This is a genomic window from Kitasatospora sp. NPDC029367 (assembly GCF_055569135.1).
In genome coordinates this window covers 21,444-35,510 of record NZ_JBVHYH010000090.1, presented here as the reverse complement: position 1 = coordinate 35,510, position 14,067 = coordinate 21,444, and the positions used below count along the sequence as shown (strand labels likewise).

Sequence of the window (14,067 nt, the reverse complement as noted above, 5' to 3'; positions counted from 1 at the left end):
CTGGAAGGGTCCGCCGTGTTCTCCCCCCATGCCTTCCCCTTGCCGTAGAGAGAGGTTTTTTCTGCCCTTCTCCCCGTGGGGGGCGGTGAGCTGCCCCCCCCTCCTCCCCCCCCCCCAACCCCCCGACGGGTGAAGAGGGGGCTGCTTGCCGGGTGGGTGGGCCGAGTTTCTCTTGTGGCGCCCCCGGATTACCGAGGAGTGGCGTCCAGCTTCTTCTTCTGTTTCTCGTCCTTTTGCGTGTCACGCTTCCTTATCCAAGGAGGGGTGGCACGTTTTCAATGCTTTTGAAGGGCGAGGCCTCCCGGCGGGCCGGTAACGCTTCGGCATCCGAGGGGGTAGGGGGCATTGACACTCCGCTGACGGGGACCGTACGGTCCTGTGCCAAGCGACTGGAAAGTTTCCTAACAGTTCACGTCGATCGGTCGGGAGGGGAGGATTCCGGGCATGACCAAGAGCACTGCCAAGGCGCCCCTCGCCGGCACTCCGAGCCTCCTGCGGGCCATCAACGACCGGGCCGCGCTGGAACTGCTGCTGGAGAACGGGCCGTTGTCCCGGACCCAGATCGGGGCGCTGACCGGGTTGTCCAAGCCGACGGCGTCCCAGTTGCTGGCCCGGCTGGAGGCGGCCGGGCTGGTGCTGCCGGTCGGGACCACCGAGGGTGGGCCGGGGCCCAATGCGCAGCTGTACCAGGTGAATCCGGCCGCCGGGTACGTGGCCGGGCTGGACGTCACCAACAGTGGGATCAGGGTCGCCGTCGCCGATATCACCGGCGGCACGGTGGCCGAGCACACCGTGTCGACCAGAGGGGTTCCGGCCGCCGAGACCGTGCCGAGAGTGGCGGCTGCCGTCGCCGAGGCGGTGCGGGCCGCCGGGCTCGGCGCGGGGTGCCTGCGGACCGTGGCGATCGGTGTCGGCGGTGCCCCCGACCCGGTCACCGGGAAGCTGAACTACGCCTCCCACCTGCCCGGCTGGCACTCGCCCCGGCTGGTCGAGGAGCTGACCGGGGCGATCGGCGCGCCGGTGTCGATCGAGAACGACGTGAACCTGGCCGCCGTCGCCGAGCAGGCCACCGGCGCGGCGGCGGGCTTCGAGGACTTCGTCCTGCTCTGGGCCGGGGCGGGCGTCGGCGCCGCGATCGTGCTCGCCGGGCGGCTGCACCGCGGCTTCACCGGCGGCGCGGGCGAGGTCGGCTACATGCCGGTGCCCGATTCGCCGGTCGAGTGGGACGCCCGGCGGCGGAAGTTCGGCGGCTTCCAGGCCCAGGTCGGCGCACCCGCCGTCCGCGCCCTGGCCCGCGAGCACGGCCTCGGCGCGCCCAGCGCGGAGGAGTCGATCGCCAAGGCCCTGGAGACCCCGGGTGCCGGCGACGCCTTCCTCACCGAACTGGCCGGGCGGCTCGCCGTCGGGCTGGCCGTGATCGTCGCCGTGGTCGACCCCCAGCTCGTGGTCCTCTCCGGCGCGGTGCCGAGCGCGGGCGGCGAACGCCTGCGCGCGCTCGTCGAGGACGAACTGGCCCGGATCTGCCTCGCCCGGCCGGAAGTCCGCAGCAGCGCCCTGTCCGGCTCACCCGTCCTGCACGGCGCCCTGCAACGCGCCCTCGCCGACGCCCGCGAGGCGGTCTTCTCCACCCACTGATCCACCCGCAGACAGACCCCACAGACAGACCTGCAGACAGACCCACAGACGCTCCCCCTGCACCCACCTCTCCCCCAACCCCTACGCGGGCCCAGAGGCAATGACGCCTGCCCGCGCACCCCCAGGAGGACCTCGAAGTGCACGCCACCACCTCCCGCAGAGGCCGCCGCACCGTCGCCGCCGTCGCCGGCAGCGCCGTCCTGGCCCTGCTCGCCTCCGCCTGCACCGGTTCCAGCGAGTCCGGCGGCACCGACGACTCCGCCAGCGGCAAGGACGTCACCATCACCTTCTGGCACGGCTGGAGCCAGGACAACGAGGTGAAGGCGATCAACGACACCATCGCCGCCTTCGAGAAGGCCCACCCCAACATCCACGTCAAGCCGGTCGGCAACGTCGCGGACGACAAGGTCAACCAGGCCCTGCGGGCCGGCGGGGACGACGCGCCGGACGTGGTGTCCTCCTTCACCACCAACAACGTCGGCATGTTCTGCTCGACCAAGGCGTTCGTCGACCTCAAGCCCCAGCTGCAGAAGAGCGGCATCGACGCGGCCAAGACCTTCCCGGCCGCGATGCTCAACTACACCCAGTTCCAGGGCAACCAGTGCTCGCTGCCGCTGCTCGGCGACGCGTACGGCCTGTACTACAACAAGAAGGCCTTCGCCGCGGCCGGCATCTCCGCCCCGCCGAAGACCTTCAGCGAGTTCGCCGCGGACGCCAAGGCGCTGACGATCGCCGACGGCGACTCGTACAAGCAGCTCGGCTTCATGCCGCTGTACCACGGCTACGAGTCCACCACCGAGCACTTCCTCGGCCAGTACGGCGCCACCTACTTCGGCGCCGACGGCAAGTCGAACCTCGCCGCCGACCCCAAGGTCGCCGCGATGCTCGACTGGCAGAAGGGCATGGTCGACCAGCTCGGCGGCTACACCAAGCTGGACCGGTACCGCGCCACCTTCGGCGAGGAGTTCAGCGCCAAGAACCCCTTCCACACCGGCCAGGTCGCGATGGCCATCGACGGTGAGTGGCGGACCGCCTCGCTCGCCGAGAACAAGCCCGACTTCGACTGGGCCACCGCCCCCTTCCCGGTGCCGGACGACCAGGCCGACACCTACGGCCGCGGCTACCAGACCGGCACCATCGTCGGCATCGCCAGCACCAGCAAGAAGCAGGCCGCGGCCTGGGAGTTCGTGAAGTTCCTGACCACCGACACCGACGCCGTGGTCAACTTCGCCAACGCGATCCACAACGTGCCGAGCACCTTCGACGCACTGAACTCGCCGAAGCTGGTCAGCGACCCGAACTTCAAGACCTTCCTGGACGTCGCCAAGAACCCCAACTCGGGCACCACCCCGGCCAGCGTCAACGGCGGTGGCTACATCGTCTCGCTGCAGAACCTGGGCTACGACTACGAGTCCGGCAAGCAGACCGACCTCAAGGCGGGCCTCGCCGCCACCGCCAAGCAGATCGACACCGACATCGCCCAGGCGAAGTAACGGGAACGGTCCACGGAGCTCCCCATGTCACTCGCGTTCGGCACCCGCAAGGGGGCCGGGACGGCCGACCCGGCGGCGCCCTCCACGCAGCACCTGCTGCGCCGGAAGCGCCGCCGGGAGGCGGCCCGCACCCTGGCCTTCCTCTCCCCCTGGCTGATCGGGTTCAGCGTCTTCTTCGTCTACCCGCTCGTCTCCACCGCCTACTTCTCCTTCACCCAGTACAACGGCTTCGGCACGCCGACCTTCAACGGCCTCAAGAACTGGGACTACGTCCTCAACCAGCTGCCGACCTTCTGGCAGGGCCTGCGCAACACCCTGTGGCTGGTGCTGGTGATGGTCACCCTGCGGGTCGCCTTCGGCCTCGGCATCGGCATGCTGATCACCAAGGTGAAGACCGGCGCCGGCTTCTTCCGCACCGCCTTCTACCTGCCGTACCTGGCCCCGCCGGTGGCCGCCACCGTGGCCTTCGCCTTCCTGCTCAACCCCGGCACCGGCCCGCTCAACCACCTGCTCGGCGAACTCGGCCTGCCGCAGCCCGGCTGGTTCGCCGACCCGAACTGGTCCAAGCCCGCGCTCACCCTGCTCGCCATGTGGGGCATCGGCGACCTGATGGTCATCTTCATGGCCTCGCTGCTGGACGTCCCCAAGGAGCAGTACGAGGCGGCCGAACTGGACGGCGCCGGCCCGTTCCAGCGGTTCCGGTACGTCACGCTGCCGAACATCTCCCCGATCATCATGTTCGCGGTGGTCACCGGGGTCATCCAGACCATGCAGTACTACACCCAGGCGTACGTCGCCGGGAAGGTCGCCAGCGGCATCGCCGGCAACTCCGGCCAGCAGTTCGAGCCCGGGTTCCCCCAGGGCTCCACCTGGACCCTGCCGCAGATGGTCTACAACCTCGGCTTCCAGCGCTTCAACTACGGCGCGGCCTGCGTCGTCGCCCTGGTGCTGTTCGCCATCTCGATGGCCGTCACCTCGGTCCTGCTCCGCCGCCGGTCCGGCTTCATGGCGAGCGACGACTAGCGGACGGATGAGGACTCCGACATGACTCTCAGCTCCACCCTGACCAAGCCGACCACCCGCAGCACCGCGGGCACCGCCGCGGCCCGGGCCGCCCGGCGCCGCGCCCTGCTCAACTGGGTCGCCGTGCACTCGCTGGCGATCGCCGCCGCACTGTTCTTCCTGCTGCCCTTCGTCTTCGTCCTCCTCACCTCGGTGATGAACGACCAGCAGGCGCTCACCACCGACTACTGGCCCACCTCCTGGAACTGGGGCAACTACGCCAAGGTCTGGAACACCCCCGGCTTCCTCACCTGGTGGCGCAACACCCTGGTGTACGCCGGCGCCGGCACCCTGCTGACCGTCGTCTCCAGCCTGCCGGTCGCCTACGCGCTCGCCAAGTTCCGCTTCCGCGGCCGCAACCTGGCCCTGATGGCCGTCATCGCGATGATGATGCTGCCGCCGCAGGTCACCGTCATCCCGATGTACCTGTTCTGGGCCAAGCAGCTGGGCCTCGGCGGCTCGCTCTGGCCGCTGATCATCCCGATGGCCTTCGGCGACGCCTTCTCCATCTTCCTGCTGCGCCAGTTCCTGCTGACCATCCCCAAGGAGTACCTGGAGGCCGCCCGGATCGACGGCTGCGGCGACCTGCGCACCCTGCTGCGGGTCGTGCTGCCGATGGCCAGGCCGGCCATCGCCGCCGTCGCCCTGTTCCAGTTCTTCTACTGCTGGAACGACTACTTCGGCCCGCAGATCTACGCCAGCAACAACCACGACGCCTGGACGCTCAGTTACGGCCTGGAGTCGTTCAAGGCCGCCCACCACACCAACTGGAACCTCACCATGGCCGCCACCCTGCTGGTGATGGCGCCGGTGATCGTCCTCTTCTTCTTCGCACAGAAGGCCTTCATCGAAGGCGTGACACTGACAGGGGTCAAGGGCTGATGTCCGCACTCAAGTTGGCAATCGTCGGCGGCGGGTCGACGTACACCCCGGAGCTGATCGACGGCTTCGCCCGGCTGCGCGACACCCTGCCGATCGGCGAACTGGTCCTGATCGACCCGGCCGCCGAGCGGCTGGAACTGATCGGCGGGCTGGCCCGGCGGATCTTCGCCAAGCAGGGGCACTCCGCCACCGTCACCGTCACCACCGACCTGGCGGCGGGCGTCGCCGACGCCGACGCCGTCCTGCTGCAGCTGCGGGTCGGCGGCCAGGCCGCGCGGAACCGGGACGAGACCTGGCCGCTGGAGTGCGGCTGCGTCGGCCAGGAGACCACCGGCGCGGGCGGGCTGGCCAAGGCGCTGCGCACCGTGCCGGTCGTCCTGGACATCGCCGAGCAGGTCCGCCGGGCCAACCCGGACGCCTGGATCGTCGACTTCACCAACCCGGTCGGCATCGTCACCCGGGCCCTGCAGAGCGCCGGGCACAAGGCCGTCGGGCTGTGCAACGTCGCCATCGGCTTCCAGCGCAAGTTCGCCGGGCACCTGGGGGTGGACCCGGAGCTGGTCCGGCTGGACCACGTCGGGCTCAACCACCTCACCTGGGAGCGCGGGGTCACCCTGCTGGACGGCCCGGGCGCCGCCGGCGGCCGCGAGGTGCTGCCGGAACTGCTGCGGGACTTCGGCAAGGAGATCGCCGAGGACCTCCACCTGCCGCAGGCCTTCGTGCAGCGGCTCGGCGTGGTGCCCTCCTACTACCTGCGGTACTTCTACCAGCACGACGCGGTGGTCGAGGAGCTCAGGGCGCAGGGCTCGCGGGCCGCCCAGGTCGCCGAGATCGAACGGCAGTTGCTGGAGCTGTACGCCGACCCGGCCCTCGACACCAAGCCGGAGCTGCTCGGGCAGCGCGGCGGGGCCTTCTACTCGGAGGCCGCCGTCCAGCTGATCGCCGCCCTGCTCGGCACCGGCGGCGGGACCTCCGTCCAGGTCGTCAACACCCGCAACGACGGGGTGCTGCCGTTCCTGCCGGACGACGCCGTCATCGAGGTGCCCGCCGAGGTGGACGCCCACGGCGTGCGGCCGCTGCCGCAGCGGCCGGTCGAGCCGCTGTTCGCCGGGCTGATCGCCGCCGTCACCTCGTACGAGCACCTCGCCCTCGACGCCGCCCAGCGCGGCGGCCGCGACCGGGTCTTCGACGCCCTGCTCGCCCACCCGCTGGTCGGCCAGATCGAACTCGCCGACCGGCTCACGGACCGGCTGCTCGCCCACAACCGCGAGCACCTCTCCTGGGCCTGAGGCCTGTCTTCGAACTCCCGTCGTTCGCCCGGAGGGCGGGCGGGGCGGCGTTGGGGTGCGTGCATCGCAAGGCGGAGGAGGGAGCCCAATGCAGCGCATTGGCGACCGACGACAACGCGGCGAGGTGCGTGCCCCGGCGTCGCCCCGCAGGCGGGAGTTCGAAGACAGGCCTCGCCCCTCGCCGGGCCCTTGGGGACCGGCCCCCGGCCGGGGCTTGCGGCCGGGCCACGTACGAGCCGCGGGGACCTGATGACCCACCAGCCCGAACCACTCCTGCCCGGCGTCCTCGCCATCGACGCGGGCAACTCCAAGACCGACGTCGCCCTGATCGGCGCCGACGGCACCGTCCGCGGTACCGCCCGCGGCGGCGGCTTCGCCCCGCAGAGGATCGGCGGCGCGGCAGCGGTGGCGGGCCTCGCCCCGCTGGTCGAGGAGGCCGCCGCGGCGGCCGGCTTCCCGTCCTTCCACGGCGTGCTGACCAGCCACGTCAGCGCCTGCCTGGCCAACGCCGACCTGCCGGTGGAGGAGGATGCGCTGCGCACCGCCCTGGAATCGCACCCGTGGGGGCTCAGCAACACCGTCGTCAACGACACCTTCGGCCTGCTGCGGGCCGGCACCGACGGCCCGCGCGGGGTCGCGGTGGTCTGCGGCGCCGGGATCAACTGCGTCGGGCTGCTGCCTGACGGGCGCACCGCCCGCTTCCCGGCGCTCGGCGAGCTCACCGGCGACTGGGGCGGCGGCGGCGGACTGGCCACCAGCAGCATGTGGCACGCCGTCCGCGCCGAGGACGGGCGCGGTGGGCCCACCGGCCTCGCCCGGGCCATCGCCGAGCACTTCGGCCTGCCCAGCGCCGGGGCCGTCGCCGAGGCCGTCCACCTCGGGCACCTGCCGGCCTCCCGGCTGCACGAGATCGTCCGGGTGCTGTTCGCGGTCGCGAACGACGGGGACGCCGTCGCCCGGGAGTTGATCGACCGGCAGGCCGACGAGATCGTCCGGCTGGCCGTGGTCGCCCTCGGCCGGCTGGAACTGCTGGACTCCGCAACCCCGGTGGTGCTCGGCGGCGGGGTGCTCGCCTCCCGGCAGCCGCTGCTGCTCGACAACCTCAAGGAGCGGCTGGCCCGGGCCGCGCCGCTGGCCGAGCCGCGGGTGGTCGTCGCGCCGCCGGTGCTGGGTGCCGCGCTGCTCGGGCTGGACCACCTGGGCGTGGACACGGCCGTGCAGGCGCGGGTGCGCGGGGCGTACGAGGCGCAGCCGGCGGTCGCGGTCTGACGCCTGCTCCCCTCTGCTCCCCTCGGCTCCCCTCGGCTCCCCTCTGCTCACCCTGGACCTCCCGTCCCCGCCGGATCCGCACGTCCGGCGGGGGCGGGAACCGCACCGCGCGCGCCGCTCGTGGTACCCGGGTACCGACCGCCACCGCCGCCCGGGGAGACTTGTGTCATGGCCGTGCCCCGCTTCCTCCTCGCTGCCGCCGCCCTGACCGGGCTCGCCCTGGCCGGCCTCACCGGTTGTACCCCCGCGGACTCCCGCCCGACGGTGGCCGCCGCCTCCTCGGCCGCGGCCCTCTCCGACGAGGGCCTGGACGACCCGCTGCTGGACGACGCCGACGACTTCGCCGACGAAGAGGCCTACGACACGGCCACCGACGCCGCCACCGGCACCGTCGCCGCCCCGGGCGCGCCCGTCGACCCCGCCCCGGAGTGCACCGCGCCCGCCCTGCGGCCCGGCCACCAGGTACTGATCGTGGTCGCCGCCGGCCCGGCCGAACTCACCGCCCAGCCCGCCCGGTTCGCCTGCACCCCGCCCCGCTACGAGGCCACCGGCTCCCCCGTCCACTACGGCTTCGCGGCGGCCGGCGTCACCGCCACCCTGGTCGACCGTCCGCGCGGGGAGAGCGCGAGACCCGTCCAGCTGGACGAACTGGTCACCCACCTCAACGACTGCCTGGCCGAACGCGACCCGGCCGACCCGTACGGCTGCCACGGCAACGCCTACGACGTGGTGCTGGACTCGCACGGGCGGATCATGCGCATCACGGAGGTCCAGGGCCCGGACGTCCAGGGCGCGGACGTCCAGGGCCCGGAAGACGCGGAGGTCGAGGGCGCGCAGCGCTGAGCCGGGCGGGGACCGTGCCGCCATACGGTGTAGAAGGCCCTTTCAACTGTTGAGACATGTCTTCGTCAAGTACGTCAACAACCGATCAGCTGCGGATTTTTGACGTTCAATACCTGATCCGGGGCCGCCCTTGGGGCTGGTCTTACTCCCGGCGTCGTTGACCCGGTTTCCGCGGCGGTGCTTTGCTTCCCGCCGTCGGCAGTGAACCGGTCCCCCATCCCCTTTTCACCGACCCTCCCTGACGGGCGGTCGGTGGACACCGGCCTGCCGTCGTCGCTCCTCCCCATTTGTCCCCCCACGCTGTCGCCGCGCCCCCACCGGTGTGCGGTCGGCATGAGAGAGGAACCCTCACGATGGGCATCTCCCCCACCTCCCGCCGGGCACGGGCCCGGGCCCTGACCGGGCTCAGCGCGCTGGCCCTGGCCGCCGCCGGCTTCGTCACCGCCCCGGCCGCCCAGGCCGACCAGCCGGGCAGCGAGTTCGCCGGGCAGTCCCACCCGTACCGGCACGGCAGCGTCCCGACCAAGGAGGCCGCCGAGCACGCCAACGCCGCCTCCGCGGCCGCGAGCCGCACCACCAACCTGAAGTTCGGCGGCGGGGTCGACGGCATCGGCGTCACCACCGGCGCTCCGAAGGTGTACGTGATCTTCTGGGGCTCCCAGTGGGGCACCGCGGGCACCGACGCCAACGGCTACACCACCCTGTCCGGTGACCCGTCCGGCGAGGCCGTCCGGGCCCAGCAGCTGTTCAAGGGCCTCGGCACCAACAACGAGACCTGGTCCGGCGTCATGACCCAGTACTGCGAGGGCGTCGCCAAGGGTGCCACCACGTGCGGCACCACCGGGCACGTCGGCTACCCGACCGGCGGCGCGCTGGCCGGCGTCTGGGTGGACAACTCCGCCGCCGCCCCGGGGCAGGCCACCGGCAACCAGATCGCCAACGAGGCCATCAAGGCCGCCGGGCACTTCGGCAACACCACCGCGGCCGCCAACCGCAACGCGCAGTACGTGGTGCTCTCGCCGACCGGCACCCACCCGGACGGCTTCAACACCTCGACCGGCAACTTCTGCGCCTGGCACGACTGGAACGGCGACACCACGCTGACCGGCGGCGCGGCCACCTCCCCCTACGGCGACGTGGCGTTCAGCAACGACCCGTACGTGACCGACATGGGCACCTCCTGCGGCCAGAACTACGTCAACAGCGGCAGCGCGGGCCTGCTGGACGGCGTGACCATGGTCTTCGGCCACGAGTACGCGGAGACGATCACCGACCAGAACCCGGCCGGCGGCTGGACCGACTCCTCGGGCGCGGAGAACGCCGACAAGTGCGCTTGGAAGGGCGTCGGCGGCACCGGCGGCTCGCAGAACGTGGCCTTCGCGACCGGCTCGTTCGCGATGCAGGGGACCTGGTCGAACGCGGTCAGCGGGTGCCAGATCTCGCACGCGATCGTCCCCTGACCGGCGCCACCCGGGCGACGGAACCCGGGTGACGGCACCTGAACACCTCCAAGCGCCGTCCCCCGAGCAGCGTGGGGCAGCTCGGGAGCTGACGGGACCGACGGATCGAACGGGCCGGAGGGGTCTTGTGCCCTGACGATCCGGTACGGGGAAGCGCCGGGGCGGGCTGTGCGGGCCCGCTCCGGCGCTTCGCGCTGTCCGGCCTCCTCGCCGTCGACGCGGTCAGGGCGAGGGCGCGGTCAGGGCGAGGGCGCGGTCAGGAGGAGGGCACGGTCACGACGAGGGCGCGACCAGCCCGAACTCGTAGGCCTGGATGACCAGGTGGACCCGGTCCCGGGCGTCCAGCTTGGTGAACAGCCGGGCGACGTGCGCCTTGGCGGTGGCCACGCTGATGGTGAGCTCCTCGGCGATCTCCGTGTTGGACAGGCCGCGGCCGACCAGGGTGAGCACCTCGCGTTCGCGCCCGGTGATGCCCTCGGCGGACTTCCGCGGCCGGGCGGCGGCGTCCGGGCGGGCGGCGAACTCCCCGATCAGCCGGCGGGTGATCCCCGGCGCGAGCAGGGCGTCCCCGGCGGCGACCACCCGGACGCCGTCCAGGATGGTCTCCAGGGCGAGGTCCTTGACCAGGAAGCCGCTCGCCCCGGCGCGCAGCGCGCCGTACACGTAGTCGTCGTCGTCGAAGGTGGTCAGGACCAGGACGTGGGTGGGCAGGTCCGGGTCGGCGAGGATCCGGCGGGTGGCCTCGATGCCGTCCATGCCGGGCATCCGGATGTCCATCACGGCGACGTCCGGGCGCAGTCGGGCGACCAGTTCGACGGCCTCGGCGCCGTTGCCGGCCTCGCCGACCACCTCCAGGTCGGGGGCGTCGGCGATGAGCACGCGCAGGCCGGTGCGGATGAGCGGCTGGTCGTCGACCAGGACGACGCGGATCACGGTCCCACCTCCAGGGGGGTCGGTTCGGGGCTTCCCGCGGGCACGGCCGGGAGCGGCAGCAGGGCGGCCACCCGGAAGCCGCCGCCGGGGCACGGGCCGGCGCTGAACTCGCCGTCCAGCAGGGCGACCCGCTCGCGCATCCCGGCCAGGCCGTAGCCGGTGCCGGGGGTGGCCGTGGGCGTACCGGCGCCGAGGTCGACGACGGTGACGGCGAGGTGCTCGGGCGCGTACTCGACGGTGACGTGGCAGTCCCGGGTGCCGGAGTGCTTGACCACGTTGGTGACCGACTCCTGGACGATCCGGTAGGCGGCGAGGTCCACCTCGGGCGGCAGCGCCCGGGCTTCGCCGCTTCGGGTGAGCGCGACGCGCACCCCGGCGCCGGCCGCCTTCTCCCGCATCCGGTCCAACTCGTCGAGCCCGGGCGCCACTTCGAGCGGCGCGGACTCCCCCTCGCCCTGCCGCAGCGCGCCCAGCATCCGGCGCAGCCCGGCCAGGGTCTCCCGGCTGGTGGCCTCGATGGCGTTCAGCGCGTTGCGGGTCTCGGCGGGCTGGGTGTCCATGACCCGGCTGCCCATGCCCGCCTGGATCGCGATGATGCCGATGTTGTGGGCCACCATGTCGTGCAACTCGCGGGCGATCCGCAGCCGTTCGGCGGTGACGGCCTGCTCGGCGGCGCGGCCGCGCAGCGCCTCGGTGTGGGCACGGCTCTGGCGGACGGTGTTGCCGATCAGCCAGGCGATCAGGACGGTCGCGGCGAGGCCGAGGTAGGCGTACGGGTTCGCGGCCTGCCCGTTGACGGCGCCCCAGGCGAACAGGGTGGCGAGCACGGCCAGCGGCATCGACACCGCGATCGCCGAGACCGTCCGGGAGCGGGTGACCACGCAGTAGCCGACCACCGCCTCGGCGATCAGGAACTGCAGCGGCGCCGTCTCCGGGACGGTCCACATCCCGAGCGAGAAGACGCCGCCCGCCAGCGCGGCCGCGACCGCCGCCAGCGGCAGCCGGACCAGCAGGAAGGCGACCAGGGTGGTGACCACGGCGGTGACCGTCAGGGGCATGCCCTCGACGTTGCCGCTGTACTCGAAGAGGTGCCTCAACTCGTCGTCCCGGGTGAAGAACCGGAACACCACGATGGTCGTCCAGAACGCCCCCACCCACACGCCCGCGGGCAGGCGCCTGAGCAGCGGCGGGCGGGGTTCGATGATCATGAACCGATGGTAGTGGCGGGCCGTCGGGCGGCGCATCGGCCCGCGGGCGTAATCCCCGGGGCGGGGGCGGCCGCCCCCGGTTGTGTCCCGCCGCCCGATGCCCGAGTACGGCCCTGACCGGCACCGTTGTCCCCGTGATCGAGATCGAGCGACTGACCAAGCGGTACGGCGCCACCACGGCCGTCGACCAGTTGACCTTCACCGTCCGGCCGGGCACCGTCACCGGCTTCCTCGGCCCCAACGGCGCGGGCAAGTCCACCACGCTGAGGATGATCCTGGGCCTCAACACCCCCACCGCGGGCACCGTCACCGTCGACGGGGTGCCCTTCGCCGGCCGCCCGCGCGGCCTGCGGCACGTCGGCGCCCTGCTGGACGCCGGGGACGTGCACGGCGGCCGCAGCGCCCGGGCCCACCTGTCGGCGCTCGCCCGCAGCAACCGGATCCCGCTCGGGCGGGTCGACGAGGTGCTCGCCGAGGTCGGCCTCGGCAAGGCCGCGGACCGGCGGATCGGCGGCTACTCGCTGGGCATGAAGCAGCGCCTGGGCATCGCCGGGGCCCTGCTCGGCGACCCGCCCGTGCTGCTCTTCGACGAACCGCTGAACGGGCTGGACCCCGAGGGCGTGCTCTGGGTGCGCGGGCTGTTCCGGCGGCTCGCGGACGAGGGGCGGACGGTCTTCGTCTCCAGCCACATGATGGCCGAGATGGAGCACACCGCGGACCGGCTGGTGGTGATCGGGCGCGGACGGCTGATCGCCGACGAGAGCCTCGCCGAGTTCTCGGCCCGGTACGCGGAGTCCAGCGTGACCGTGCGGACGCCGCAACTCTCCCTGCTGACCGACGCCCTGCGCGCCGAGGGCGCCGAAGTCAACCAGGTGGAGCCGCGGTTCGCGGTGGTCACCGGAATGTCCGCCGAGCGGATCGGTGAACTCGCCCGGCGCCACGGCGTGGTGCTGAACGAGCTCGCCACCCGGACGTCGTCCCTGGAGTCGGCGTTCATGTCCCTGACCGCCGACAGCGTCGAGTACCTGGCTGGAGAGGCCCGATGAGCACCATGACCCTGACCCGCACGGAGAGCGCCCGCTCGGTGGACCCGGCGCCCCGGTTCACCGACCTGCTCGCCGCCGAGTGGATCAAACTGCGCTCGCTGCGGTCGACGTACTGGGTCCTGGCACTGGCCTCGCTGGTGGCGATCGGGATCAACCTGAACGCCGTCCACTCCGACCTGACGTACATCGACCACCCGCCGGCGCCGGTACCCGGCCTGCCACCGTACAAGTACGACCCGCTGTACCACGGCCTGAGCAACATCGCCGGCTACGTGATGGCGATCGCCGCCGGCAGCCTCGGGGCGATCACCGTGTTCGGCGAGTACACCACCGGCATGATCCGCACCACCTTCGCCGCCGTGCCCGACCGGCGCGGGGTGATCGCCGCCAAGGTGCTGCTGATCGGCGGGATCACCGCCCTGGCGGGAGCCGTGGTGTCGACGGTGTCCTTCTTCACCACCAACGCCATGCTGGCCACCCGGCACGTCGGGCTCTCCATCACCGAAGGCGTCAGCCTGCAGGCCGTCCTCGCCTACGCGGCGATCGTGCCGGTCTGCGCGCTGATCGGGATGGCGCTGGGCGCGGTGCTGCGGCACGCCACCGTCTCGATCGTCTCCCTGGTGCTGCTGTTCTTCATCCTGCCGCTGATGTTCGGCGGGGACCGCTACCGGTGGCTGCACGAGATCGGCGCCCACCTGCCACTGGAGACCGTCAACCGGCTCACCTGGAACCCCGACTCCTTGACCACGATCAGCAAGTGGGCGCCGAGCGTGCTGGACTCCTGGATCACCATGGGGGTGTGGGCGGTCGTCGCGGTGGCGGTGACGATGGTCGTGGTGCGGCGCCGGGACGTCTGACGCACCCCGGTTGCCGGTCCCGGGGGGGGGGGGGGGGGGGGGGGGGGGGGGGGGGGGGGGGGGGGGGGGGGGGGGGAGGGGGAGGGAGCA

General features: G+C 72.3%; 12 protein-coding genes. 10 read left to right on the top strand and 2 right to left on the bottom strand.

Going from position 1 to position 14,067, the window contains the following annotated elements; all coding sequences use genetic code 11:
- The first annotated feature begins 444 nt into the window (after positions 1-444).
- From ACZ4W5_RS33540 to ACZ4W5_RS33505, 8 genes are all read left to right on the top strand, one after another.
- Positions 445-1,635 carry an ROK family transcriptional regulator gene (locus ACZ4W5_RS33540; RefSeq protein WP_465658818.1) on the top strand — a complete coding sequence of 397 codons (1,191 nt, stop codon included), beginning with the start codon at positions 445-447 and terminating at the stop codon, positions 1,633-1,635.
- Positions 1,636-1,772: 137 nt separating this feature from the next.
- Complete coding sequence (locus tag ACZ4W5_RS33535; RefSeq protein WP_465658816.1) at positions 1,773-3,128, top strand: ABC transporter substrate-binding protein; 1,356 nt, start codon at positions 1,773-1,775, stop codon at positions 3,126-3,128.
- 24 nt (positions 3,129-3,152) lie between these two features.
- Positions 3,153-4,151 (top strand): carbohydrate ABC transporter permease, encoded by a 999-nt coding sequence (locus tag ACZ4W5_RS33530; protein WP_360243978.1) that lies wholly within the window; start codon positions 3,153-3,155, stop codon positions 4,149-4,151.
- 21 nt (positions 4,152-4,172) lie between these two features.
- Positions 4,173-5,072, top strand: a complete 900-nt coding sequence (locus ACZ4W5_RS33525) for a carbohydrate ABC transporter permease (protein ID WP_465658815.1) — start codon at positions 4,173-4,175, stop codon at positions 5,070-5,072.
- Entirely contained in the window at positions 5,072-6,361 is a 1,290-nt protein-coding gene (locus tag ACZ4W5_RS33520) for a 6-phospho-beta-glucosidase (RefSeq protein WP_465658814.1), read from the top strand. Before ACZ4W5_RS33525 ends, ACZ4W5_RS33520 begins: the two co-directional genes overlap by 1 nt.
- Before the next feature lie 249 nt (positions 6,362-6,610).
- A complete protein-coding gene (locus tag ACZ4W5_RS33515) occupies positions 6,611-7,630 on the top strand; it encodes an N-acetylglucosamine kinase (RefSeq protein WP_465658812.1) in 1,020 nt (339 codons plus the stop codon).
- Between the two features lie 168 nt (positions 7,631-7,798).
- Positions 7,799-8,473 carry a hypothetical protein gene (locus ACZ4W5_RS33510; RefSeq protein WP_465658811.1) on the top strand — a complete coding sequence of 225 codons (675 nt, stop codon included), beginning with the start codon at positions 7,799-7,801 and terminating at the stop codon, positions 8,471-8,473.
- Between the two features lie 353 nt (positions 8,474-8,826).
- Positions 8,827-9,933 carry a hypothetical protein gene (locus ACZ4W5_RS33505; protein WP_465658809.1) on the top strand — a complete coding sequence of 369 codons (1,107 nt, stop codon included), beginning with the start codon at positions 8,827-8,829 and terminating at the stop codon, positions 9,931-9,933.
- 273 nt (positions 9,934-10,206) lie between these two features.
- Here ACZ4W5_RS33505 and ACZ4W5_RS33500 read toward each other — a convergent pair whose 3' ends face one another.
- Together ACZ4W5_RS33500 and ACZ4W5_RS33495 are read right to left on the bottom strand one after the other, a co-directional pair.
- On the bottom strand, positions 10,207-10,866 hold the full coding sequence (locus ACZ4W5_RS33500; RefSeq protein WP_360243350.1) for a response regulator transcription factor: 660 nt from the start codon (positions 10,864-10,866) through the stop codon (positions 10,207-10,209).
- The gene (locus ACZ4W5_RS33495; protein WP_465658808.1) at positions 10,863-12,074 is read right to left on the bottom strand and encodes a sensor histidine kinase; all 1,212 of its coding nucleotides are present in this window, start codon (positions 12,072-12,074) and stop codon (positions 10,863-10,865) included. The genes ACZ4W5_RS33500 and ACZ4W5_RS33495 overlap by 4 nt, the downstream gene beginning before the upstream one ends.
- A 134-nt stretch (positions 12,075-12,208) precedes the next feature.
- Between ACZ4W5_RS33495 and ACZ4W5_RS33490 the strand changes: the two genes are divergently transcribed.
- Together ACZ4W5_RS33490 and ACZ4W5_RS33485 are read left to right on the top strand one after the other, a co-directional pair.
- The gene (locus ACZ4W5_RS33490; protein WP_465658806.1) at positions 12,209-13,120 is read left to right on the top strand and encodes an ABC transporter ATP-binding protein; all 912 of its coding nucleotides are present in this window, start codon (positions 12,209-12,211) and stop codon (positions 13,118-13,120) included.
- Positions 13,117-13,977, top strand: coding sequence for an ABC transporter permease (locus ACZ4W5_RS33485; RefSeq protein WP_465658804.1), 861 nt, complete (start codon positions 13,117-13,119; stop codon positions 13,975-13,977). The genes ACZ4W5_RS33490 and ACZ4W5_RS33485 overlap by 4 nt, the downstream gene beginning before the upstream one ends.
- The last annotated feature ends 90 nt before the right edge of the window (positions 13,978-14,067 follow it).

Excerpts from the sequence above, each read along its gene's own strand:
- ACZ4W5_RS33540 (WP_465658818.1), top strand. The coding sequence starts at position 445 with ATGACCAAGAGCACTGCCAAGGCGCCCCTCGCCGGCACTCCGAGCCTC.
- ACZ4W5_RS33530 (WP_360243978.1), top strand. The coding sequence starts at position 3,153 with ATGTCACTCGCGTTCGGCACCCGCAAGGGGGCCGGGACGGCCGACCCG.
- ACZ4W5_RS33525 (WP_465658815.1), top strand. The coding sequence starts at position 4,173 with ATGACTCTCAGCTCCACCCTGACCAAGCCGACCACCCGCAGCACCGCG.
- ACZ4W5_RS33520 (WP_465658814.1), top strand. The coding sequence starts at position 5,072 with ATGTCCGCACTCAAGTTGGCAATCGTCGGCGGCGGGTCGACGTACACC.
- ACZ4W5_RS33515 (WP_465658812.1), top strand. The coding sequence starts at position 6,611 with ATGACCCACCAGCCCGAACCACTCCTGCCCGGCGTCCTCGCCATCGAC.
- ACZ4W5_RS33510 (WP_465658811.1), top strand. The coding sequence starts at position 7,799 with ATGGCCGTGCCCCGCTTCCTCCTCGCTGCCGCCGCCCTGACCGGGCTC.
- ACZ4W5_RS33505 (WP_465658809.1), top strand. The coding sequence starts at position 8,827 with ATGGGCATCTCCCCCACCTCCCGCCGGGCACGGGCCCGGGCCCTGACC.
- ACZ4W5_RS33495 (WP_465658808.1), bottom strand. The coding sequence starts at position 12,074 with ATGATCATCGAACCCCGCCCGCCGCTGCTCAGGCGCCTGCCCGCGGGC.
- ACZ4W5_RS33485 (WP_465658804.1), top strand. The coding sequence starts at position 13,117 with ATGAGCACCATGACCCTGACCCGCACGGAGAGCGCCCGCTCGGTGGAC.